Raw genomic sequence first — 19,996 nt, 5'->3', positions numbered from 1 at the left:
CCGGCGAGTGTGACAGGCGGGCGGGCGGCAGTCCGGTCGGCACACCCCCGCCATCCGGCGGATCGTCGGTGAGCCGGGGCGGCGGCACCCGCGGGCAGCGGGCGTACGGGAGCCGGTCGCGGTGAGGGCGCCGGCCCGCGGGACGTGACCGAAACCCACCCCCCGCCGCGCCCCCTCCCCGTCACGGACGACATGCTCGGAGGATGTCGCAGCTCCACACTCAGGATTACGAGCGCATGCTCGACCTCGTCGTCGCCGTTCTCGAGAACGACGACCCGGCGGCGTCAGGGCGGCTGATATCAGAGCATCTGCGCGACGCCTTCGACTGCGGGACGGTGATCTTCGCCGAGATCCGTACGGCGGAGCTGAGCGGGCGGGCGCTGGGGTGGGCGCCCGGGGCGATCGGGGAGTCGGCGAGTGATGTGATCCGGCGGCGCGTGCGGCAGAGTCATCCGCTCATCTCGTACATCGCGGCCGAGCAGTACAAGCCGGTGATCGTCAGCCAGATCTGCGACCGGTGGCGCCACTCCCAGTGGTACTCCGAGGCCCGCCGGGACTACGGCACGACCCAGCAGCTCGGGCTTCCGCTGCCGGGGGAGCCCGGGATCCTGCGTGCCGTCTCGCTGGGCCGGCTGGGGGACTTCAGCCCGCGTGAGCTCGCCTTCGCGCAGCGGATCCAGCCACTGCTCGTCAGCGCGCACCGGAACATGACGGAACAGCAGCGGCTGAGCGACGCGCTCGCGGCGGCCACCGGGCCGGCGCGGCCCGTCGAGAGCCACGGGCTGACGCCCCGCGAACTCACTGTCCTCGGGCTGCTCGCCGAGGGCCTCACCGCCGAGGCCATCGGCCGGCGCCTCACCATCTCCCCGCACACCGTCAACCGTCACCTGGAGAAGGTCTACCGCAAGCTCGGCACCAACAACCGCGTCTCCACCGTATCGCTGGCCCGCCGCTCCGGCCTCGTCATGTGACTGGGAAGACCTTCCTATGGCAGGGCCCCGGGGCCTTCGTCAGGCTCGACACCAGAGGTGGGGCAGCCGACGCCGACCGCGGGGGATTCGGCGTCGGCGGGCTCCTCCCACCGGTCAGCGGGACCGCTCCCGCACCCGGTCCACCCGGCGGATCTCGACCCGCGACGGCCCCTTGCCGAAGGAGGCGACGGGCGCGGAGTGCTTCAGGGCGGCGGCGACCGTGGGCAGCGACGGGGCGTCGCGGCGGACGGTCGGGGTCGTGACGACGTAGTCGACGTCCCGCCAGCCGTGCGGCAGGGACTTCGCCACGGCCGGATCGAGATCCGCCTTGTAGAACCAGACGGCACCCGTACGGGCCGGGTAGCCCGCGTGCACGAGGTCGAGCCAGACCGCGTCGTCGGTGAGCACGCGCGTACGCGCCGGGTCGGGCACCTTGTCCGGGTCCCGCAGCCAGGAAACCGCCGCGCGGTAAGGGCGGTTGACGTCGGCGGTCAGCTCGGTGCGCGTGCCCGCGTACCAGCGCGGACCGGCGTACGCGACCCCCGCCGCCGCCAGCAGCACGACGGCCGTCCAGCGCGCCGGATACCAGCGGCGGCAGAAGCCGGGGCGCGTACGCAGCAGCGCGCACGCGACCGCCGCGGCCACCCCGGTGAGGGTCAGGGCGAGGAAGGGCAGCGCCTGGATGACGTACATCGCGGGGAGGTAGCCGTTCGGCCGCAGGGCCACGGCCGCCAGCAGCAGCACGGCCACCGCGGGCCCCGCGAGCGCCCGGCCCGTGACGGAGCGGCGCACGCACACCAGCAGCAGGACCGCGGCGAGCAGCCCGCCCAGCGGCAGGGCCCGGTCGTAGTAGAGCCAGGAGTCCAGCACCCGGTGCGCCGCCGAACCGGGCGAGAGCAGGAAGCCCGAACCCGCCCGGCCCATCTGGTAGGTGACCCCCTCCACGAGCGACACATGGCCGGGGCCGGGCAGCAGTTCGTGGTTGAGCAGGGCGAACAGCGGATACGACAGGCCCGTCAGCGCGCATGCCAGCACCGCGCCGGTGACCGCGAACTTGCGCGTCGCGCGGTGGCTGTGCCGCCACAGCGTCAGCAGCAGCGCGGGCAGCACGATCAGAATCGTCTCCTTCGACAGCACCCCGGCCGCCGCCGCCAGGCCCGCCCCGAAGTGGTGCCACAGATGCCGCCGCGGGGAGGCCGCCAGGCAGAAGGCCAGCAGCATCCACATCACGGCGATGTTGTCGAGGAAGATCTGCCGCTGGAAGACGACGGACAGCGGCGACAGCCCGTAGAGCGCCATGGCCAGCCCCGCCGCCCAGTGCTGCAACCCCAGCCGCCGCCCCAGCACATACACCAGCACCGCGCTCACCGCCGCCACCAGCAGCATCGCGCAGCGCATCGGCGCGACCGACATCAGATCCGGCGCGACGACCGAGGGCACCCACGTCAGGACCGCGAGCTGGAGCCAGCCCACGGGCGGATGGTCGTACCAATACGTGTACGGCGCGAGCCCCTTGCCGTGCTGCACGGCCCACGCCTGCGCCAGATACGTCCCCTCGTCGTCGCTCAGCGAGGGATAACCCGTGATGCCGTGCCCCTGCACCAGCACGATCACGACGAGCAGCAGCCCGCACAGGACCAGGTCCGGCACCGACCGGCGCAGCCGCAGCACCGGTCTGACCACCACATACGGCCGCCGGAGCACGGGCGGTGGCCGGAAGGGGGTGACGGGCGGGGCGGCCGAGGCGGCAAGCGGGGTCAAGAAGCGACGTCCTCTCGGATCAGATGCGCGCCCACGTGCTGGGTCAGCTCCCACTCGTTGCGGCCCCGCTGCTCCCGCCAGACCGCGCGCAGGGCGGCCCCGGCGAGCAGCAGCTGGTAGCAGGGCCCGCCCGCGATCAGCTTGAAGTAGTGCCGCAGGCGTACGTGCAGCCCGTACTGCACACCGAAGTCGTGCAGCCCGACGACCTCGAAGACGAAGGTGACGAAGGCGGTGACGGCCGGCAGGAACGTCAGCACGGCGACCTCGACGGGGACGTGCAGGAGGAACGTCACCACGACGTTGAGCGGGATGATGACACCGGTGAACGCCTGCATGAACGGCGTCATCAGGGTGTAGCGGGCCAGCATCCGCTGCCCGAACGTGGGCAGCCGTCGCCAGTCCCGCTTGCGGTAGACCTGGAGGAAGCCCTGGTTCCACCGGGTGCGCTGCTTGAGCAGGCTCATCAGGGTGTCCGGCGTCTCCTCGCGGGTGACCATTTCCGAGTCGTACGCCACGACCACGCGCCGGCCCCTGCTGGAGAGCCGTACGCCCAGGTCGCAGTCCTCCGCCAGGCAGTCGGGGTCCCAGCCGCCCGCCTCGCGCAGCACGTCGGTGCGGACGAAGACGGTGTTGCCGCCCAGCGGGATGAAGCCCTTCTGCGCGTGCAGGTGCAGGCGGCTGCGGAACCAGAAGAAATACTCCAGGCAGTTGCGCAGGCTGTACCAGCTTGAGTGGAAGTTGATCAGCTGCACGCCGCCCTGCACCACGTCCGCGCCCGTCGCGCGGAAGGCGTGGTCGACGTGCGCGAGCAGCGCCGGGTGCACCTGGTCCTCGGCGTCGAAGACGCCGACGACGTGGCCGAGGCAGTGGGGGAGCGCGGTGTTCAGCGCCTTGGGCTTGTTCTTCTTCGCGTGCGTGTCGACGATCACGCGTACGTGCCCGGGAGCCGCGGCCGCCACGCGCTCGGCGACCGCCGCGGTCTCCGGGTCGTCGTGCCCGACGATCACCAGGATCTCGAAGCGGGTGTGCGTGGACTCCAGCAGCCGCCTGACGGTGTGTTCGAGCACGGCCTGTTCGTGCCGGGCGGGCAGCAGCAGCGAGAAGCTCAGGGCGGTGTCACCGCTGGGCTGCTCGAAACGGGTCGCCGCGAGCGTCTCGGGCGTGCGCCAGGCGTGCATCTGCCACCACAGCGTGAACGCGGCCATCCAGAACAACGTCAGGGACACGGCACCGACGACAACGGACGTGAGCAACGAAGTCCCCCCGCATCACCTTTTCGTGGCTCCCCATTCGCACGAGAGGGTACGGGCGGCGGGCGCGGGCGCGACGGGGAACGAGTGAAAGCGGACCCTCCGAACTGATGGGCGGTGAAAGGAAGTTGACTGACCGCCACCTGACCGCCATCTCGGCGCGGGCCCCACTTCCGCCCGGCGGCCGGGAGTGGGAAGCTGCCCTCTATGGGTGCATTGAGGCGCATTCGGAGCCGGCGGTCGCTGTGCGCTGCGGGAGTCGCGGCGCTCCTGGGACCGGCACTGGTGGCTCTCACCGGCTGCGAGCCGACCGGTGCCGGCGGCCTCGACGCGATCACCGTCGCCGTCACCACCGGCAAGCGGGCCACGGACGAGCTGAAGCGCGAAGGGTACGACGTGCGCTGGATCTCGTGCGCCGGAAAGGCGGAGGACGCGGGCGTCACGGACAAGGGGTCGCCCCGGCCGGTGTCGGCGGTCGGGGTCGACTGCGAGGGGCGGACCGGGGGTGGGGGGAAGATCATCGTTTTCGGGCGGATCACGGGGATTTCCGGGCAGGCGTGTGTGAAGGGGCGGATCACGGCGAAGGTGGACGGGCGGACGGTGTTCGTGGTGTCGGTGCTGGGGGATTGCTCCAGGGCGTCTTCCGGTGGGCCGTCTTCCGGTGGGGCCGGTGGGCCGACTCCTCCCGTCGGGCGGTCGGGGTCGCCTAGTTGCTCGCCCTCCGGGCGGGGGGTGTCGGCTCCGCCGACGCCGTCGGGTGTGCCGGGGAAGTAGGGTGCGGGTGCGGGTGCGTTGGAGCCTGCGGCGCTTTGTTCCCCCACCCCGCCCCTTCCCGAAACCGGGGCTCCGCCCCAGACCCCGCAACACGCTTCGCGCGTTGTCCTCAAACTCCCCCAGCTACCTCCCCCAGACTCCGTCCGGGGGTGCCCCCAGAGGTGCCCCCAACGGGCTGGATTGCGCACCCACCAGGCGCGGAAAAATGGCCCCACCGCTTCGACATACCCTGGGGCCATGTCCGAGTCACCGCTCATCATGAGTCTGCGTACCGCGGTCGAAGCCGCTCCCGACGACGTGCCCCTGCGCCTGCACCTCGCTCAGCTTCTGCTCGACGCGGGACTCGGTCAGGACGCCATCGCTCATGTCGCCGCCGCATTGCAGCGCGAACCCGGTAACACCGAGGCGCAGGCGCTGATGGCCCGCGCCGTCGCGCCCCCCGCTGCCGCGCCCGCCCCCGCGCCCGTGCCCGACGCGCCCGCCCCCACCTCGTACGACTGGAAGCGCGCCGAGAACGAGCTCTCCGACGTCGTGCCGCCCGCCTTCGTGCGGGAGGAGGAGGCGGCGGAGGTGCCGCACCCGCCGCTCGCCGCCGACGGTGACGACGCGGACGACGGGTCCCTGTGGGAGGTCGAGACCGGCAGCGTCAAGCTCGCGGACGTCGGCGGGATGTACGAGGTCAAGGAGCGCCTGGAGGCGGCCTTCCTCGCGCCCATGCGCAACCCCGAGCTGCGCAAGCTGTACGGCAAGAGCCTGCGCGGCGGCCTGCTGATGTACGGGCCGCCCGGCTGCGGCAAGACGTACATCGCGCGTGCCGTGGCGGGCGAGCTCGGCGCCCGCTTCATGTCCGTCAGCATCAGCGACGTCCTCGACATGTGGATCGGCAGCTCCGAGCGCAATCTGCGCCAGCTCTTCGAGACCGCCCGGCGCAACTCCCCGTGCGTGCTCTTCCTGGACGAGATCGACGCACTCGGCGCCAAGCGCAGCCAGGTCCGGCACACGGGCATGCGCAACACCGTCAACCAGCTCCTCACCGAGCTCGACGGCGTCAACGGCAGCGCCAACGAGGGCGTCTTCGTGCTCGCCGCCACCAACCACCCGTGGGACGTCGACACCGCGCTGCGCCGGCCGGGCCGGCTCGACCGGATGCTGCTCGTCCTGCCGCCCGACCAGCCCGCCCGCGAGGGCATCCTCCACCACCACCTCAAGGACCGGCCCGTCGCGGGCATCGACCTGGCGAAGCTGGCCAAGCGGACCGACGGCTTCTCGGGCGCGGACCTCCAGCACCTGTGCGAGTCGGCGGCCGAGCGCGCGCTGCTGGACTCCGTACGGACCGGCCGGGCCCGCATGATCGAGATGGCCGACCTGCTCGGCGCGCTCGACCACATACGCCCCTCGACCGGCCCGTGGTTCTCCTCGGCGCGCAACGTCGCGCAGTTCGCGAACGAGGGCGGTGCCTACGACGAGCTGCTCGCGTACCTGAAGCGGAAGAAGATGCTGTGAGCACCACCGCACCCGGCCTGGTGGACCGTGCCATGGCGCTCATGGAGGTCGGCCGCTACGAGCAGGCCGAGGAGACGCTCGGAAGACATCTGGCGCTGGAGCCGGACGACTCCCGGGCCTGGGAGCGCCTGGCCGTCTGCCGGTTCGAGGCCGGGGACTGGCAAGGCGCCTTGCGGGCCGCCGACGAGTCCCTGCGGGCGGACCCGGAGCAGGCGGACGCCCACCTGCGGCGGAGCGATGCCCTGCGGACCGCCGGCATGGCGTACGACGCGGTGGACGCCGCCCGCGAGGGCGTCCGGATGCTCCCGCAGGAGCCCATTCCACGGGTGGTGCTGTCGAAGGCGCTGCGCCTGCTGCCGGGCGGCGAGGGGGTCGGCGAGGCGTACGAGGCGGCCCTGGAGGCGATCCGGCTGAGCCCGGAGCTGGTCTCCGCCCACTTCGCGCTCTACATGGCGGCGTACTCCATGGGCCGCACGGACATCTGCGAGCAGGCCATGCGCCACGTGCTCACCTTCGACCCCGGCAACGGCGACGCCCGCAACAACCTCGCCGCCCTGGCCGCCGAGCGCCCCCACTCCGACCTCTACGAAGCCCTGGGCGACATCTCGGCGGCCCTCGCCGCCGACCCCAACTCCTCGTACGCCCACCACAACCTGCGGTTCATCACCGGCAAGCTGATGCGCCGCGCCTGCTGGCCCGCTCTCGCGTGCTTCGTCATCGCCATCTTCACGATGATCGTCACCGACACGTCGGAGCCCGGCCACAATCTGCCCCCGGCCATTCCGCTGCCCGCCCGGCTCGCCGGGATCGCCGCGATGGCCGCGGTCTGGACCGGCTGCCTGCTCCGGGTGCGGTACAAGATCCCGGCGCCCCTCCGCGGTTTCGTCACGCAACTGCCGCGCCGCAGCGTGCCCCTCGGCGCGATCGCCCTGGGCGCGGCGTGGTGCACCCTGATCTCGATCCTGCTTCTGACGGTCCGCCTGGATCCCCAGTGGCTGTTCGGCGTTTTCAACATCAGCGCGCTGGGCGGCCTCGGCGCGTGCATGGCCTTCGCGGCCAGGACGAAGCGGGGGAATGCGCGAAGGTAATATCCGCTGGGTATCAGCCGTCGAGATCCCAAGGAGCCACCGGTGGCGGGAGAACCGCAGGCCGACTGCCTGTTCTGCAAGATTGCCTCGGGGAAGGTCCCGGCGACCGTCGTCCGGGAGACAGACACGACGGTCGCGTTCCAGGACATCAACCCTCAGGCGCCCACGCACGTCCTGGTCATCCCCAAGGTGCACTACCCCGACGCCGCCTCCCTGGCCGCCGCGGAGCCGCAGGTCGCCGCCGACATACTGTGCGCGGCGGAGGAGGTGGCCTCGATGACCGGGATCAAGGAGACGGGCTTCCGGATCGTCTTCAACACCGGCGCGGGCGCGGGGCAGACCGTCTTCCACGCCCACGCCCACGTGCTCGGCGGCCGCTCCCTCAACTGGCCTCCCGGCTAGAGCGGGGCGACTCCCTTGTCCGTACGCGAGCTCGTCGTCCTGGGCACCGCCAGTCAGGTGCCCACCCGGCACCGGAACCACAACGGCTACGTCCTGCGCTGGGACGGCGAGGGCCTGCTCTTCGACCCCGGCGAGGGGACGCAGCGGCAGATGCTGCGGGCGGGTGTGGCCGCGCACGACCTCAACCGGATCTGCGTGACGCACTTCCACGGCGACCACTCGCTCGGGCTCGCCGGGGTCGTCCAGCGCATCAACCTCGACCGCGTGCCGCACCCGGTGACCGCGCACTACCCGCGCAGCGGGCAGCGCTTCTTCGACCGGCTGCGGTACGCCACGGCCTACCGCGAGACGGTGGAGCTGCACCAGGAGCCGGTGTCCGGCGAGGGCGCGGTGCTGGCCGAGACGCCGTCGTACGTCCTTCAGGCCCGCCGCCTCTCGCACCCCGTCGAGTCCTACGGCTACCGCCTCGTCGAGCCCGACGGCCGCCGGATACTGCCCGAGCGCCTGGCCGCGCACGGCATCACCGGCCCCGACGTGGGCCGCCTCCAGCGCGAGGGCGAGCTCGGCGGGGTCACCCTGGACGCGGTGAGCGAGGTGCGGCGCGGGCAGCGGTTCGCGTTCGTGATGGACACGCGCCTGTGCGACGGCGTGTACGCGCTGGCCGAGGGGTGCGACATGCTCGTCATCGAGTCGACGTTCCTGGACGAGGACGCCGCGCTGGCTGTCGACCACGGTCACTTGACGGCGGGTCAGGCAGGGGCTGTCGCCGCGGGGGCCGGGGTGCGGCATCTTGTGCTGACGCACTTCTCGCAGCGGTATGACGACCCGTCGGTCTTCGAGCGGCAGGCTCGGGCGGCGGGGTTCGCGGGTGAGGTTACGGTGGCGCGGGATCTTATGCGGGTGGCTGTGCCGCGGCGGGTGTGATTTTCCCCAGCCCCGCCCCTTCCCGGCTGCATCCAATCTGCGGCTCCGCCGCGTGGGGGGCGCTGCCCCAGACCCTGATGTGCGGGTCTGTCGGCTGAAGCGCAGCGCCTGCGGCGCTCGTCCTCAAACTCCCCCAGCTACCGCTGGGAGGTGCCCCCGGACGGAGTCTGGGGGAGGTAGCTGGGGGAGTTTGAGGACACCGCGCGGAGCGCGGTCAAGAGGGTCCGGGGTCTCCCAGGTTTCGGGAAGGGGCGGGGCTGGGGAACAAACCCCCCGCTACGGCAGGAAGTACATCGGGTTCGGCAGCTTGTACGTACGCTTCGCGTAGCCACCCGACAGGTCGCTGTACTGATCGCCGAAGTTGGCCACGATCTCATAGCCCTCGGACTCGATGTGCTTGCGCGTGCCCGACTTGTACTGCACCGTCGTGCAAGAGGAACCGCAGGGCAGATACGCCGGCGGCGTCTTCTTGTTCTTGAGGAAGAAGTGCGCGGGATCGGCGGCGGCCTTGTAGCCCGCGTTCTTGAGGTTGCGGACGCTCCAGTCGCGCTGGTGCTCGTCGCGGCCGGTGACGAAGAAGACCGTGATGCCCTTGGACTGCGCCCAGTTGACGAGCTGCGGCATGCCGAAGACGGGGGCCATGTCCGTGGACTTGAGGTAGGCGTCCTGCGAGGCGGGCGTGAAGTTGAAGCCCTGCTGGAGCTCGTAGTTGTAGGTCAGCAGGGTGGTGTCGTCGACGTCCAGCACGATGGCGGGCTTGGCGCCCTTCTTGCCGGACTTGTTCTTGACGACGTGCTCCAGCTGGGCCTTGGCCTTCTTCTGGATGTCCGCGACCTGCTTGGCGTAGTTGCTGTCGGGCGAGGCGTAGTGCTGGCCCTTCTTGTCCACGGTGTCGCCGTAGTACGCCTTGATCTTGTCGGTGACCTTGGTGAGGTTCGGGATCTCCTTGTCCGTGCGCGGAGCGGAGTGGTCGGCGGTGGCCGCGCCCGCGGCGTAGAGGCCGGTGCCGACGGCGACGGCGGCGGTGACCGCGGCGAGGCGGACGCGCTTGCGCTTGGACGTGAGGGAGGGCTGCACGAAGACTCCAGGTGAGCAGGGTGGGTGCAGCGCGAAACTAGAGGTTTGGCGGTTCTCGGTCAAGGGTAAACGGCGTGACATTTCTACGCGCGGAGATCCGTGACACGGACGGCGGGTCCCGGGCGGGGCCCGGCACCCGCCGGCTCAGACCGCTGTGGGCTCCTGCCGCAGGGCCTCCGGGCCCCAGCCGTGCGCCTTCGCGTTCTCCGTCGCGCGGTCCAGGATGCGCGCCGCGGCCGCCGGGGAGTCGACCAGCGGGTGCAGCACCAGGGCGCGCAGCGCGGCCGTACGGTCGTGCCGTACGGCCGCGTCGATCGCTGCCCGTTCGACGGCCTTGAGCTGGAGCATCAGCCCGAGTTGGTCGTCGCTCAGCGGGGCGCACGGCAGCGGTCTGGCGCCGTCGGCGCCCACCTCGCAGACCGTCTCGACGATGGCGTCGGGGTCCAGCGCCGGAACGGTCGTGCCGTTGGGCACGTTGAGGATCAGGCGCGTGCGCTCGTCCCGGGAGACCGCCCGCATCAGGGCGAGCGCCACCTGGTCGTAGCCGCCGCCCTCCAGGTCGCACGAGTCGCGCTGCCAGCCGCCGCTCGCGGCCCGGCTCTCGGCCATATAGGTCTCCTCGCGGCGCAGCCGGGTGCGCTCCCACAGGCGGTACGCCTGGTCGGGTGACTTGGCCGCCGCGTCGAAGAACCCGCCCTGCTGCTGGTCGAGGAACTCGCCGCGGGTCTCGACCGCCTCCAGGACCGAACGCAGGGTCTCGCGGCGGAAGTAGTAATAGTGCAGGTATTCGTTGGGCAGGGAGCCCAGGGCCTGGAGCAGTTGGGGGCCGAAGAGCTTGCCCTCCTCGAAGGAGGCGAGGGCCGTCTCGTTCGCCAGGAGTTCGGGGAGGAGATCCCTGTCGTTCACCTTCAACGAGCGCAGCCAGCCGAGGTGGTTGAGCCCCACGTAATCGAACGTCACTCCGTCGGGGTCGACGCCCGCGGCGCGCGCCGCGCGGCGCACCAGCCCCACGGGTGAATCGCAGATCCCGATGACCCGTTCGCCGAGGACCTGTGCCATCGCCTGGGTGACCATGCCCGCCGGATTGGTGAAGTTGATGACCCACGCGTCCGGGGCGACCTCCGCCACCCGTTCGGCGATGTGCAGGGCCACGGGGATCGTCCGCAGCCCGTAGAGCACGCCGCCCGCGCCCACCGTCTCCTGGCCCAGCACGCCCTCGCCGAGGGCGATCCGCTCGTCCCGTACGCGTCCGGCGGTGCCGCCCACCCGGATCGCGGAGAACACGAAGTCCGCACCGCTCAGCGCCTCGTCCAGGCCGCGGGCGATCCGCACCACCGGGGCGTCCGGCACGTCCGTCGCCTGCGCGGCAAGCACGGACGCGATCACCCGCAGCCGCATGGAGTCGGTGTCGTAGAGCACGAGTTCCGTGCAGCGGCCGGGAGTGCCGCGCCGCGCGTCGTCCAACAGGGCCCGGTGCACCAAGGGCACTCGGAAACCGCCACCGCCGAGAATCGTCAGCCTCATGGAACGGAACGTATCGCAGCATCGGGCAGACTGTCCGGACCCGCACCCGTGAGAGGAGCAGCGAGCGAGCATGACGATCATTTCGCCTCATGCGGCACCGCAGTCGGCTTTCCCCGGCGAGCGCTTGCAGGGAGGTGGGTGCGTGGAGGATCCGGCCGGAACGGCCGTGCCGGTCCTCGATCCGCTCGCGGAAGTGCGGGCCGAGGGCGATCCGGAGACCGACGTCTATCTGACCGGGACGGTCTTCCTCGACATCATCTTCACCGGCCTGGACTCCGCCCCCGTGCGCGGCACCGAGTCCTGGGCGCGCGGCATGGGGTCGAGCCCCGGCGGCATCGCCAACATGGCCACCGCCCTCGCCCGGCTGGGCCTGCGCACCTCGCTCGCCGCCGCCTTCGGTGACGACATGTACGGCGAATACTGCTGGGAGGCCCTCTCCCGCGGCGAGGGCATCGACCTCGGCCTCTCCCGCACGGTGCCCGGCTGGCACTCCCCGGTCACCGTCTCCATGGCCTACGAGGGCGAGCGGACGATGGTCTCCCACGGCCACGAGGCCCCGCCCCCCGAGGAGCCCGCCCCCGAGTGCCCGCCCCCGGCCCGCGCCGCCGTGGCCCTCCTGGTGCCCGGCCGGCAGGAGGAGTGGATCGGACACGCCGCCCGTCGCGGCAGCCGGGTCTTCGCCGACGTCGGCTGGGACGAGACCGGCCGCTGGGACCCCGCCGACCTCGCCGACCTGGAGCACTGCGAGGCGTTCCTGCCCAACGCCGAGGAGGCCATGCGCTACACCCGCACGGACTGCCCGCGCGCCGCCGCCCGCGCGCTGGCCGAGAAGGTGCCGGTCGCCGTCGTCACCATGGGGGAGAAGGGCGCCTACGCCGTCGACAGCGCCACGGGCGAGAGCGCCGAGGTGCCCGCCATCGCCGTCGAGGCGCTCGACCCCACCGGCGCGGGCGACGTCTTCGTCGCGGGCTTCGTCACCGGCACCCTCGCGGGCTGGCCGCTCGCCGACCGGCTCGCCTTCGCGGGCCTGACCGCCGCCCTGTCCGTACAGGAATTCGGAGGGTCACTGTCCGCGCCCGGCTGGGCGGAGATCGCCGCCTGGTGGAAGCACGCCCGGTCCTTCGACGACCAGCCCCCGGCCGCCCTGCGCCGCTACGCCTTCCTCGACGGCGTCCTGCCCGCCGCCGCCCGGCCCTGGCCGCTGCGCCGGGCGGTGCCCACGCTGGGCTTCCGCCAGCCGTAAATCCCCTCTGACCTGTCGGCCCCCCGTCGTACCCTGAAGACACAGCAGACAGACCCAGACGGACACGGAAAGAGGGATGAGCAGGCCCCAGAGCCGGCCCATGACTCAGACACCCACACAGCCGCAGGCGACCGCCCGGTTCACCGTCCCGGCCAAGCACCCCATGGTGACGGTCCTGGGCTCCGGGGACTCGCTCCTGCGCGTGATCGAGAAGGCCTTCCCCGGCACGGACATACACGTGCGGGGCAACGAGGTCAGCGCCACCGGGGAGCCACGCGAAGTCGCCCTCGTGCAGCGCCTGTTCGACGAGATGATGCTGGTGCTCCGCACGGGCGCGCCGATGACGGAGGACGCGGTGGAACGGTCGATCGCCATGCTTCGGGACGAAGAGGGTCAGGGGGAGACCCCCGCCGAGGTCCTCACGCAGAACATCCTCTCCAGCCGGGGCCGCACCATCCGCCCCAAGACGCTCAACCAGAAGCGCTATGTCGACGCCATCGACAAGCACACGGTCGTCTTCGGCATCGGCCCCGCGGGCACCGGAAAGACCTATCTGGCCATGGCCAAGGCGGTCCAGGCCCTGCAGTCCAAGCAGGTCAACCGGATCATCCTGACCCGCCCGGCCGTCGAGGCCGGCGAGCGCCTCGGCTTCCTGCCCGGCACGCTCTACGAGAAGATCGACCCGTATCTGCGCCCGCTCTACGACGCGCTGCACGACATGCTCGACCCCGACTCGATCCCGCGCCTGATGGCGGCGGGCACGATCGAGGTGGCGCCGCTGGCATATATGCGTGGCCGTACCTTGAATGACGCCTTCATCATCCTGGACGAGGCCCAGAACACCAGCCCCGAACAGATGAAGATGTTCCTCACCCGCCTCGGCTTCGACTCGAAGATCGTCATCACCGGTGACATCACCCAGGTCGACCTGCCGGGCGGCACCAAGAGTGGTCTGCGTCAGGTGCAGGAGATCCTCGAAGGCGTGGACGACGTCCACTTCTCGCGGCTCACCAGCAACGACGTGGTCCGGCACAAGCTGGTCGGCCGTATTGTCGACGCGTACGAGCAGTACGACAGCCGCAACGGAAAGTAAGTCGCGTAGACCCATGGCAATCGACGTCAACAACGAATCCGGCACGGACATCGACGAGCAGGCGGTCCTCGATGTCGCCCGCTACGCCCTCGCCCGGATGCGCATCCACCCGCTCTCCGAACTCTCGGTCATCGTTGTCGACGCCGAAGCCATGGAGCAGCTCCACATCCAGTGGATGGACCTCCCCGGCCCCACCGACGTGATGTCCTTCCCGATGGACGAGCTGCGCCCGCCCGCCAAGGACGACGACGAGCCCCCGCAGGGCCTGCTCGGCGACATCGTGCTCTGCCCGGAGGTCGCGCGGAAGCAGGGCCAGGAGGCGCCGACCAACCACTCCATGGACGAGGAGCTCCAGCTGCTCACCGTCCACGGCGTGCTCCACCTCCTCGGCTACGACCACGAGGAGCCCGAGGAGAAGGCCGAGATGTTCGGCCTCCAGGCCGCCATCATCGACGGCTGGCGTGCCGAGCGCGGGATCGAGGGGCCCTCCCCGGCTCCGACGTTCACGTGACCGGCCGGCTGATCGCGGTCGCGGTCCTGCTGCTCGTCGTCGCCTGGCTCGCCGCCTGCGCCGAGGCCGGCCTCGCCCGGACCACCCGGTTCCGGGCCGAGGAGGCCGTACGGTCGGGGCGGCGCGGCAGCGCCCGGCTGATGGCGGTGGCCGCCGACCCCACCCGCTATCTCAATGTGGCGCTGCTGGTGCGCGTCGCCTGCGAGATGGCGGCGGGCGTCGTCGTCACCTACGCCTGCCTGCGGGAGTTCGAGGCCACCTGGCAGGCGCTGACCGTCGCCATCGCGGTGATGGTGCTGGTCAGCTATGTGGCCGTCGGCGTCTCCCCGCGCACCATCGGTGCCCAGCACCCGCTGGGCACCGCCACGGCCGCCGCGTACGTCCTGCTGCCGCTCGCCCGGATCATGGGCCCGGTGCCGCAGCTGCTGATCCTCCTCGGCAACGCCTTCACCCCCGGCAAGGGCTTCCGCAAGGGCCCCTTCGCCTCCGAGGCGGAGCTGCGGGCGATGGTCGACCTCGCGGAGAAGGAGTCGCTCATCGAGGACGACGAGCGCCGCATGGTGCACTCCGTCTTCGAGCTCGGCGACACCCTCGTCCGCGAGGTGATGGTGCCCCGCACCGACCTCGTCGTCATCGAGCGCGGCAAGACGATCCGTCAGGCCCTGACGCTGGCACTGCGCTCCGGCTTCTCCCGGATACCGGTGACCGGCGAGAGCGAGGACGACATCGTCGGTGTCGTCTACCTCAAGGACCTCGCCCGCAAGACGCACATCAGCCGCGACGCGGAGTCCGAGCTGGTCTCGACGGCGATGCGGCCCGCCGTCTTCGTCCCCGACACCAAGAACGCCGGCGACCTGCTGCGCGAGATGCAGCAGCAGCGCAACCACTGCGCGGTCGTCATCGACGAGTACGGCGGCACGGCCGGCATCGTCACCATCGAGGACATCCTCGAGGAGATCGTCGGCGAGATCACCGACGAGTACGACCGCGAGCTGCCGCCCGTCGAGGAACTCGGCGACGCCCGCTACCGCGTCACCGCCCGCCTCGACATCGGCGACCTCGGCGAGCTCTATGGCTTGGCGCTGGACGACGAGGACGTCGAGACGGTGGGCGGGCTGCTGGCCAAGGCGCTGGGGCGCGTGCCGATCGCCGGCGCGGTGGCGGAGGTGGGGCTGGCGGATTACGGCCTCGCCGATGCGGCCGGGGGGATGCGGGCTCTGCGTCTCACCGCCGAGGCGGCGGCGGGGCGGCGGAACCGGATTGTGACGGTGCTGGTGGAGCCGGTGCGCTCGCCGCTGGGCGAGGGCTGATCGTCGCCTTGCGGCGGGCTTCTTTTCTTCCCCAGCCCCGCCCCTTCCCGAAACCGGGGAGACCCCGGACCCCCTGACCGCGCTGACGCGCGCTGTCCTCAAACGCCGGACGGGCTGGAAATCCAGCCCGTCCGGCGTTTGAGGACGCGGCCGCAGGCCGCTCCCGCCGCAGGCGGCAACGGACCTGAGGTTCGGGGTCTGGGGCAGCGCCCCCCACGCGGCGGAGCCGCACATCAGATGCAGCCGGGAAGGGGCGGGGTAGGGGAACAAGCCCGCCGCAGGCGTGGTCCGTCAGGACGAGACGTGGCGCCGTCGCAAACCGACCGCTACCAAGATCGCGACCACCGCGACAGCAACCGCATCCGCCCCCAACCCCAGCCGAATACCCCCCAGCGTCGAAGACGCGAAGGACGCTCCCCCGTCCCGCAGCGAAGCGATCCGCGCCGAGGACAGGGCGCTGAGCAGCGGGATGCCCAGGGTGAGGCCCACCTGCTGGGAGCTGGTGACCAGGCCCGTCGCCAGGCCCTGTTCGGTGTCCGGCAGGCCCGACGTCGCGGTGACGCCGTAGGCCACGATCGCCCACAGATGGCCGATGCAGGCGAGCGTCACCCCGGCCAGCGCCAGCCACGCGCCCGCCTGTCCGAGGCCCAGGCCCAGCAGGGTGGCGGTGAAGACCGCCTGGATGACCAGGCCCGTCACCAGCGTGTTGCGGGCACCCAGGCGGGCGATGACCTTCGGGGCGGTCATCCCGGCGAGGGCCGCGAAGACGCCCTGCACGCCGAAGACCAGGCCCGTGCGGAAGGGCGAGAGCTCCAGGACCTCCTGGAGGTAGAGGGTGAGCAGGAAGATGACCGCGCTCATCAGCGAGAAGGTGGCCAGCCCGCCCAGGTTCCCCCAGGCGACCGTCCGCCGGCGCAGCATCGGCAGCGACACCAGCGGCTCCGCGGCCCGCGACTCCACGGCCACGAAGGCGACGAGCAGGGCGATCCCGGCGATCAGGGCGGCGATCACGTCGATGCCGCCGAAGCCGCGCTGCGCGGCGGTCGACAGGGCGTAGATCAACGCGAGCAGACCGCCGGTCACGGTCACCGCGCCCGGGATGTCGACGCGCGGCCGCCGCGGGTGCCTGGACTCGGTCAGCAGACCGGGGGCGACGGCCAGGATGCCGATGCCGGCCACGCCCAGCAGGCCCATCGTGGAGCGCCAGCCCAGGGAGTCCGTCATCACGCCGCCGAGCACCATGCCGATGGTGTAGCCGAGGGAGAGCAGGGTGCCGCTGATGCCGAGCGCCTTCTCGCGCTGCGGACCCTCGGCGAAGGTGGTGGTCAGCAGGGACATGCCGGTCGGCACGATGACGGCCGAGCCCAGCCCCTGGAAGGCGCGCCCGAGGAGGAAGACCGCCGGGTTCCAGGCGAACGCGGCGAGCACGGAGGCCGCGGTGAAGAGCGCGAGCCCGGTCAGGAACAGCCTGCGCCGCCCGTAGCGGTCGGCGATCCGGCCGAAGAGCAGCAGGAAGCCGCCCGCGGGCAGCGCGCACGCGGTGACCGCCCACTGGAGATCGGCCTGCCCCATGCCCAGGTCGTCGCCGAGGACGGGCAGCGCCACGTTCAGGATGGAGAAGTCGAGCGCGATGATGAACTGCGCGGCGCACAGCACCAGCAGGATCATCTTCGCGCGGGTGGTCATGCGGTCGGCCGCCGGTGGCGGAGCGGTGGTCAGGGAAGGGGAGGTGTCGATCGCCATGGGCAACACCCTCCGGCGTCCGGAATACCCGTGGGGAGACTGTGCTTATGGTGGTGCCCGTACCACCAGGCGAGGGGGAGCCGTTGACAGCCGGGTCGATCGAAGCGCGGACCACACCGGACGGGGCACAAGGCCCCAAATCGCGACGCCGTCAGGAGCTGCGTGACTTCCTGATGAGCCGTCGGGCCAGGGTGAGCCCGGCCGACGTCGGCCTCCCCGACGGCGGCGCCCGGCGCCGCACCCCGGGGCTGCGCCGTGAGGAGGTGGCCGTGCTCGCCGGGGTCGGCGCGTCCTGGTACCAGTGGCTGGAGCAGGGGCGGGAGATCACCGTCTCCCCGCAGGTGCTCGACGCCGTCGCGCGCGTGCTGAGGCTGGCCGGCCCCGAGCGCCGCCACCTCTACGCCCTGGCCGGCCTGAACCCGCCGCTGCCGGAGTCGGAGTACGACGCGGAGTATCTGTGCGCGGGGCTGCACCGGCTCATCGACGCCTGGATGCCCTACCCGGCGCACATGATGGACCCGTACTGGAACATCGTCGCCTACAACGAGGCGGCCGGGGTGGTCATGGGCTTCCGCGAGGAGACCGTGCAGAACTGCCTGATGACGTTCTTCACCGACCCCGTCTACCGCGCGCGGGCCGCGAACTGGGACGACAACGCCCACCGCATCGTCGCCCAGTTCCGCTCCGCCTGGTCGGAGCGCCCCGACGACGAGGGCTTCCAGGTGATCGTCGACGAACTCTCCGGACAGAGCGAGGAGTTCGCCGGGCTCTGGGCACGCGGTGATGTGCACGAGGGCGGCCAGCTGGTCAAGGAGCTGGAGCACCCGCTGGTCGGCGCGCTGTACTTCGAGAGCACCCAGCTGCGCGTCCCGGCCCGCCCGGACCTGACGATCGTGCTGCACAACCCCGTGCCGGAGTCGGGCACGGCGGCGAAGGTCGAGTGGCTCACCTCGCCGGAGGGCCGCCGCGGGATGTACTCGGTCGCGGGCTGAGCCGTCCTCCGCACAGGTGGCGGGTGCCGCTCCCCGGAAGGCGCTGCATATGCTCGCGCGTATGACGGAGACGCTGGACCCCGAAGACCGCAAGATCATCACGCTGGCCCGCTCCGCGCGCGCCCGCAACGCCGTCCCCGAGGGCGCCGCCGTGCGCGACGAGACCGGCCGGACCTACGTCGCCGGGACCGTCGCGCTCGACTCGCTCGGGCTCAGCGCGCTGCGGACCGCCGTTGCGATGGCCGTGGCCAGCGGCGCGAAGTCGCTGGAGGCCGCCGCCGTCGTCTCCGAGGCCGACACCCTCCCCGACGAGGACCGCGCGGCCGTACGGGACCTGGGCGGACCGAAGACGCCCGTGCTGCTGGCGGGCCCGGACGGCACGCTGCGTACGACGCTCCTGGCGGGCTGACCGGGCGGCTCCGCCCGGGGCCGCGGGTCGTCACGGCCACCGCTGGTCGGCGGCCGTCGGGGGATCGGGGAGAATATCGAGTATGGATAGAGCCTCCTCCCCGTCCCAGGCCCCTCACCGCGCGGGCTTCGCGTGCTTCGTCGGCCGCCCCAACGCGGGCAAGTCGACCCTGACCAACGCACTGGTGGGGACGAAGGTCGCGATCACGTCCAACCGGCCGCAGACCACCCGCCACACCGTGCGCGGCATCGTGCACCGCCCCGACGCCCAGCTCGTGCTGGTGGACACCCCCGGCCTGCACAAGCCCCGGACCCTGCTCGGCGAGCGGCTGAACGACGTGGTGCGCACCACGTGGGCCGAGGTCGACGTGATCGGCTTCTGCCTGCCCGCCGACCAGAAGCTCGGCCCCGGCGACCGCTACATCGCCTCCGAGCTGGCCGGCATCAAGAAGACCCCCAAGGTCGCCATCGTCACCAAGACGGACCTGGTGGACTCCAAGGCGCTCGCGGAGCAGCTGATCGCGATCCACCAGCTGGGCGAGGAGCTCGGCATCGAGTGGGCGGAGATCATCCCGGTCTCGGCCGTCGGCGACAAGCAGGTGTCGCTGCTCGCCGATCTGCTGGTGCCGATGCTGCCGGAGAGCCCGCCGCTCTACCCCGAGGGCGATCTCACGGACGAGCCCGAGCAGATCATGGTCGCCGAGCTGATCCGTGAGGCGGCGCTGGAGGGCGTGCGCGACGAGCTGCCGCACTCGATCGCCGTCGTGGTCGAGGAGATGCTGCCGCGCGAGGACCGCCCGGCGAACAAGCCGCTGCTGGACATCCACGCGAACGTCTACATCGAGCGCCCCAGCCAGAAGGGGATCATCATCGGCCCCAAGGGCTCCCGGCTGAAGGAGGTCGGCATGAAGTCCCGCAAGCACATCGAGGCGCTCCTCGGTACCCCGGTCTACCTCGACCTGCATGTGAAGGTCGCCAAGGACTGGCAGCGCGATCCGAAGCAGCTTCGGAAGTTGGGGTTCTAGCTTCTGTCCGGGGGCTTCGCCCCCGGGCCCCTTTCGCGCCTATTGGGGTGCCTCTCGCGCCCCGCGCGGCTGCGGGTCTTCGCCGGTTGCTCGCGCAGTTCCCCGCACCCCTTTCAGGGGCGCCTCCCTACGCGCCCTCCTTCAGGACCAGCTGGATGAGTTCCCTCTGGTCGTGCGTGAGGTGGGGGTCCGCGAGGCGGACCGAGCGGCTGTCCACGGTGATCTCGTAGTGGAAGCCGTCCGGGACGCCCCGCCCGGGGTCCTCGGGGCCGGGGGCCAGGGCCCGGTGGGCCAGGGCCTCCAGATGGGTCGCGTCGGGCCGGCAGCTGGTGTCCAGCTCGGCCCGACGCTCGATTCCGGTGAATCCGCCGGTCCGGGTGATGGCAATCCGCATATC

At 71.5% G+C, this 19,996-nt stretch carries 19 protein-coding genes; 13 read left to right on the top strand and 6 right to left on the bottom strand.

The genetic code is table 11. The features are described 5' to 3' along the window. Nucleotides 1-203: 203 nt before the first annotated feature. Complete coding sequence (locus ACFY1P_RS13765; RefSeq protein ID WP_361522782.1) at nucleotides 204-971, top strand: LuxR C-terminal-related transcriptional regulator; 768 nt, start codon at nucleotides 204-206, stop codon at nucleotides 969-971. Nucleotides 972-1,085: 114 nt separating this feature from the next. On the opposite strand, the gene ACFY1P_RS13760 is transcribed toward ACFY1P_RS13765, so the two are convergent. Both ACFY1P_RS13760 and ACFY1P_RS13755 read right to left on the bottom strand, forming a co-directional pair. Further along, entirely contained in the window at nucleotides 1,086-2,675 is a 1,590-nt protein-coding gene (locus tag ACFY1P_RS13760) for a glycosyltransferase family 39 protein (protein WP_361522888.1), read from the bottom strand. 53 nt (nucleotides 2,676-2,728) lie between these two features. Then, on the bottom strand, nucleotides 2,729-3,985 hold the full coding sequence (locus ACFY1P_RS13755) for a glycosyltransferase (RefSeq protein WP_361522779.1): 1,257 nt from the start codon (nucleotides 3,983-3,985) through the stop codon (nucleotides 2,729-2,731). A gap of 282 nt (nucleotides 3,986-4,267) precedes the next feature. Between ACFY1P_RS13755 and ACFY1P_RS13750 the strand changes: the two genes are divergently transcribed. The 5 genes from ACFY1P_RS13750 to ACFY1P_RS13730 all read left to right on the top strand — a co-directional run bounded on the left by ACFY1P_RS13750 (nucleotide 4,268) and on the right by ACFY1P_RS13730 (nucleotide 8,673). Then, a complete protein-coding gene (locus ACFY1P_RS13750) occupies nucleotides 4,268-4,756 on the top strand; it encodes a hypothetical protein (RefSeq protein WP_390750704.1) in 489 nt (162 codons plus the stop codon). Between the two features lie 237 nt (nucleotides 4,757-4,993). Further along, nucleotides 4,994-6,259 (top strand): ATP-binding protein, encoded by a 1,266-nt coding sequence (locus ACFY1P_RS13745; RefSeq protein WP_361522774.1) that lies wholly within the window; start codon nucleotides 4,994-4,996, stop codon nucleotides 6,257-6,259. Next, nucleotides 6,256-7,347, top strand: coding sequence for a tetratricopeptide repeat protein (locus tag ACFY1P_RS13740; protein WP_390750703.1), 1,092 nt, complete (start codon nucleotides 6,256-6,258; stop codon nucleotides 7,345-7,347). The genes ACFY1P_RS13745 and ACFY1P_RS13740 overlap by 4 nt, the downstream gene beginning before the upstream one ends. A gap of 42 nt (nucleotides 7,348-7,389) precedes the next feature. Further along, nucleotides 7,390-7,749, top strand: coding sequence for a histidine triad nucleotide-binding protein (locus ACFY1P_RS13735; protein ID WP_361522769.1), 360 nt, complete (start codon nucleotides 7,390-7,392; stop codon nucleotides 7,747-7,749). Nucleotides 7,750-7,764: 15 nt separating this feature from the next. After that, the gene (locus ACFY1P_RS13730) at nucleotides 7,765-8,673 is read left to right on the top strand and encodes a ribonuclease Z (protein WP_361522766.1); all 909 of its coding nucleotides are present in this window, start codon (nucleotides 7,765-7,767) and stop codon (nucleotides 8,671-8,673) included. Between the two features lie 276 nt (nucleotides 8,674-8,949). Here the strand turns inward: ACFY1P_RS13730 and ACFY1P_RS13725 are convergent, their stop codons facing one another. Both ACFY1P_RS13725 and ACFY1P_RS13720 read right to left on the bottom strand, forming a co-directional pair. Then, entirely contained in the window at nucleotides 8,950-9,750 is an 801-nt protein-coding gene (locus tag ACFY1P_RS13725) for an HAD family acid phosphatase (protein ID WP_390750702.1), read from the bottom strand. A 144-nt stretch (nucleotides 9,751-9,894) separates the two neighbouring features. Then, a complete protein-coding gene (locus tag ACFY1P_RS13720; protein WP_361534465.1) occupies nucleotides 9,895-11,274 on the bottom strand; it encodes a 6-phospho-beta-glucosidase in 1,380 nt (459 codons plus the stop codon). Between the two features lie 70 nt (nucleotides 11,275-11,344). On the opposite strand from ACFY1P_RS13720, the gene ACFY1P_RS13715 reads away from it, so the two are divergent. The 4 genes from ACFY1P_RS13715 (at nucleotide 11,345) to ACFY1P_RS13700 (ending at nucleotide 15,431) form a co-directional block, all read left to right on the top strand. Then, nucleotides 11,345-12,517 (top strand): carbohydrate kinase family protein, encoded by a 1,173-nt coding sequence (locus tag ACFY1P_RS13715; RefSeq protein ID WP_390750701.1) that lies wholly within the window; start codon nucleotides 11,345-11,347, stop codon nucleotides 12,515-12,517. A 100-nt stretch (nucleotides 12,518-12,617) separates the two neighbouring features. Then, the gene (locus tag ACFY1P_RS13710) at nucleotides 12,618-13,610 is read left to right on the top strand and encodes a PhoH family protein (RefSeq protein WP_361534471.1); all 993 of its coding nucleotides are present in this window, start codon (nucleotides 12,618-12,620) and stop codon (nucleotides 13,608-13,610) included. A gap of 13 nt (nucleotides 13,611-13,623) precedes the next feature. After that, a complete protein-coding gene (ybeY, locus tag ACFY1P_RS13705) occupies nucleotides 13,624-14,121 on the top strand; it encodes an rRNA maturation RNase YbeY (protein ID WP_361534474.1) in 498 nt (165 codons plus the stop codon). Then, the gene (locus ACFY1P_RS13700; protein WP_361534477.1) at nucleotides 14,118-15,431 is read left to right on the top strand and encodes a hemolysin family protein; all 1,314 of its coding nucleotides are present in this window, start codon (nucleotides 14,118-14,120) and stop codon (nucleotides 15,429-15,431) included. The genes ybeY and ACFY1P_RS13700 overlap by 4 nt, the downstream gene beginning before the upstream one ends. 291 nt (nucleotides 15,432-15,722) lie before the next feature. On the opposite strand, the gene ACFY1P_RS13695 is transcribed toward ACFY1P_RS13700, so the two are convergent. Further along, a complete protein-coding gene (locus tag ACFY1P_RS13695; RefSeq protein ID WP_390750700.1) occupies nucleotides 15,723-17,174 on the bottom strand; it encodes an MFS transporter in 1,452 nt (483 codons plus the stop codon). Nucleotides 17,175-17,347: 173 nt separating this feature from the next. Here ACFY1P_RS13695 and ACFY1P_RS13690 point away from each other — a divergent pair, with 173 nt between their 5' ends. The 3 genes from ACFY1P_RS13690 to era all read left to right on the top strand — a co-directional run bounded on the left by ACFY1P_RS13690 (nucleotide 17,348) and on the right by era (nucleotide 19,599). Next, nucleotides 17,348-18,166, top strand: coding sequence for a helix-turn-helix transcriptional regulator (locus ACFY1P_RS13690; RefSeq protein ID WP_361527316.1), 819 nt, complete (start codon nucleotides 17,348-17,350; stop codon nucleotides 18,164-18,166). Nucleotides 18,167-18,227: 61 nt separating this feature from the next. Continuing rightward, nucleotides 18,228-18,575: a cytidine deaminase gene (locus tag ACFY1P_RS13685; protein WP_361527314.1), complete on the top strand. Its 348-nt coding sequence runs from the start codon at nucleotides 18,228-18,230 to the stop codon at nucleotides 18,573-18,575. Nucleotides 18,576-18,657: 82 nt separating this feature from the next. Then, nucleotides 18,658-19,599 carry a GTPase Era gene (gene era, locus ACFY1P_RS13680; protein ID WP_361527312.1) on the top strand — a complete coding sequence of 314 codons (942 nt, stop codon included), beginning with the start codon at nucleotides 18,658-18,660 and terminating at the stop codon, nucleotides 19,597-19,599. Between the two features lie 127 nt (nucleotides 19,600-19,726). On the opposite strand, the gene ACFY1P_RS13675 is transcribed toward era, so the two are convergent. Then, on the bottom strand, nucleotides 19,727-19,993 hold the full coding sequence (locus ACFY1P_RS13675) for a protealysin inhibitor emfourin (protein WP_361527310.1): 267 nt from the start codon (nucleotides 19,991-19,993) through the stop codon (nucleotides 19,727-19,729). Nucleotides 19,994-19,996 lie beyond the last annotated feature (3 nt).

The sequence above is a fragment of the Streptomyces sp. NPDC001407 genome (assembly GCF_042895325.1).
Lineage (GTDB): Bacteria > Actinomycetota > Actinomycetes > Streptomycetales > Streptomycetaceae > Streptomyces.
Note: the sequence above shows the minus strand (reverse complement) of the source record. Positions and strands in the feature narration are given on the sequence as shown.

Excerpts from the sequence above, each read along its gene's own strand:
- ACFY1P_RS13765 (WP_361522782.1), top strand. The coding sequence starts at position 204 with ATGTCGCAGCTCCACACTCAGGATTACGAGCGCATGCTCGACCTCGTC.
- ACFY1P_RS13745 (WP_361522774.1), top strand. The coding sequence starts at position 4,994 with ATGTCCGAGTCACCGCTCATCATGAGTCTGCGTACCGCGGTCGAAGCC.
- ACFY1P_RS13720 (WP_361534465.1), bottom strand. The coding sequence starts at position 11,274 with ATGAGGCTGACGATTCTCGGCGGTGGCGGTTTCCGAGTGCCCTTGGTG.
- ACFY1P_RS13715 (WP_390750701.1), top strand. The coding sequence starts at position 11,345 with ATGACGATCATTTCGCCTCATGCGGCACCGCAGTCGGCTTTCCCCGGC.
- ACFY1P_RS13710 (WP_361534471.1), top strand. The coding sequence starts at position 12,618 with ATGACTCAGACACCCACACAGCCGCAGGCGACCGCCCGGTTCACCGTC.
- ybeY (WP_361534474.1), top strand. The coding sequence starts at position 13,624 with ATGGCAATCGACGTCAACAACGAATCCGGCACGGACATCGACGAGCAG.
- ACFY1P_RS13695 (WP_390750700.1), bottom strand. The coding sequence starts at position 17,174 with ATGGCGATCGACACCTCCCCTTCCCTGACCACCGCTCCGCCACCGGCG.
- ACFY1P_RS13690 (WP_361527316.1), top strand. The coding sequence starts at position 17,348 with ATGAGCCGTCGGGCCAGGGTGAGCCCGGCCGACGTCGGCCTCCCCGAC.
- ACFY1P_RS13685 (WP_361527314.1), top strand. The coding sequence starts at position 18,228 with ATGACGGAGACGCTGGACCCCGAAGACCGCAAGATCATCACGCTGGCC.
- era (WP_361527312.1), top strand. The coding sequence starts at position 18,658 with ATGGATAGAGCCTCCTCCCCGTCCCAGGCCCCTCACCGCGCGGGCTTC.
- ACFY1P_RS13675 (WP_361527310.1), bottom strand. The coding sequence starts at position 19,993 with ATGCGGATTGCCATCACCCGGACCGGCGGATTCACCGGAATCGAGCGT.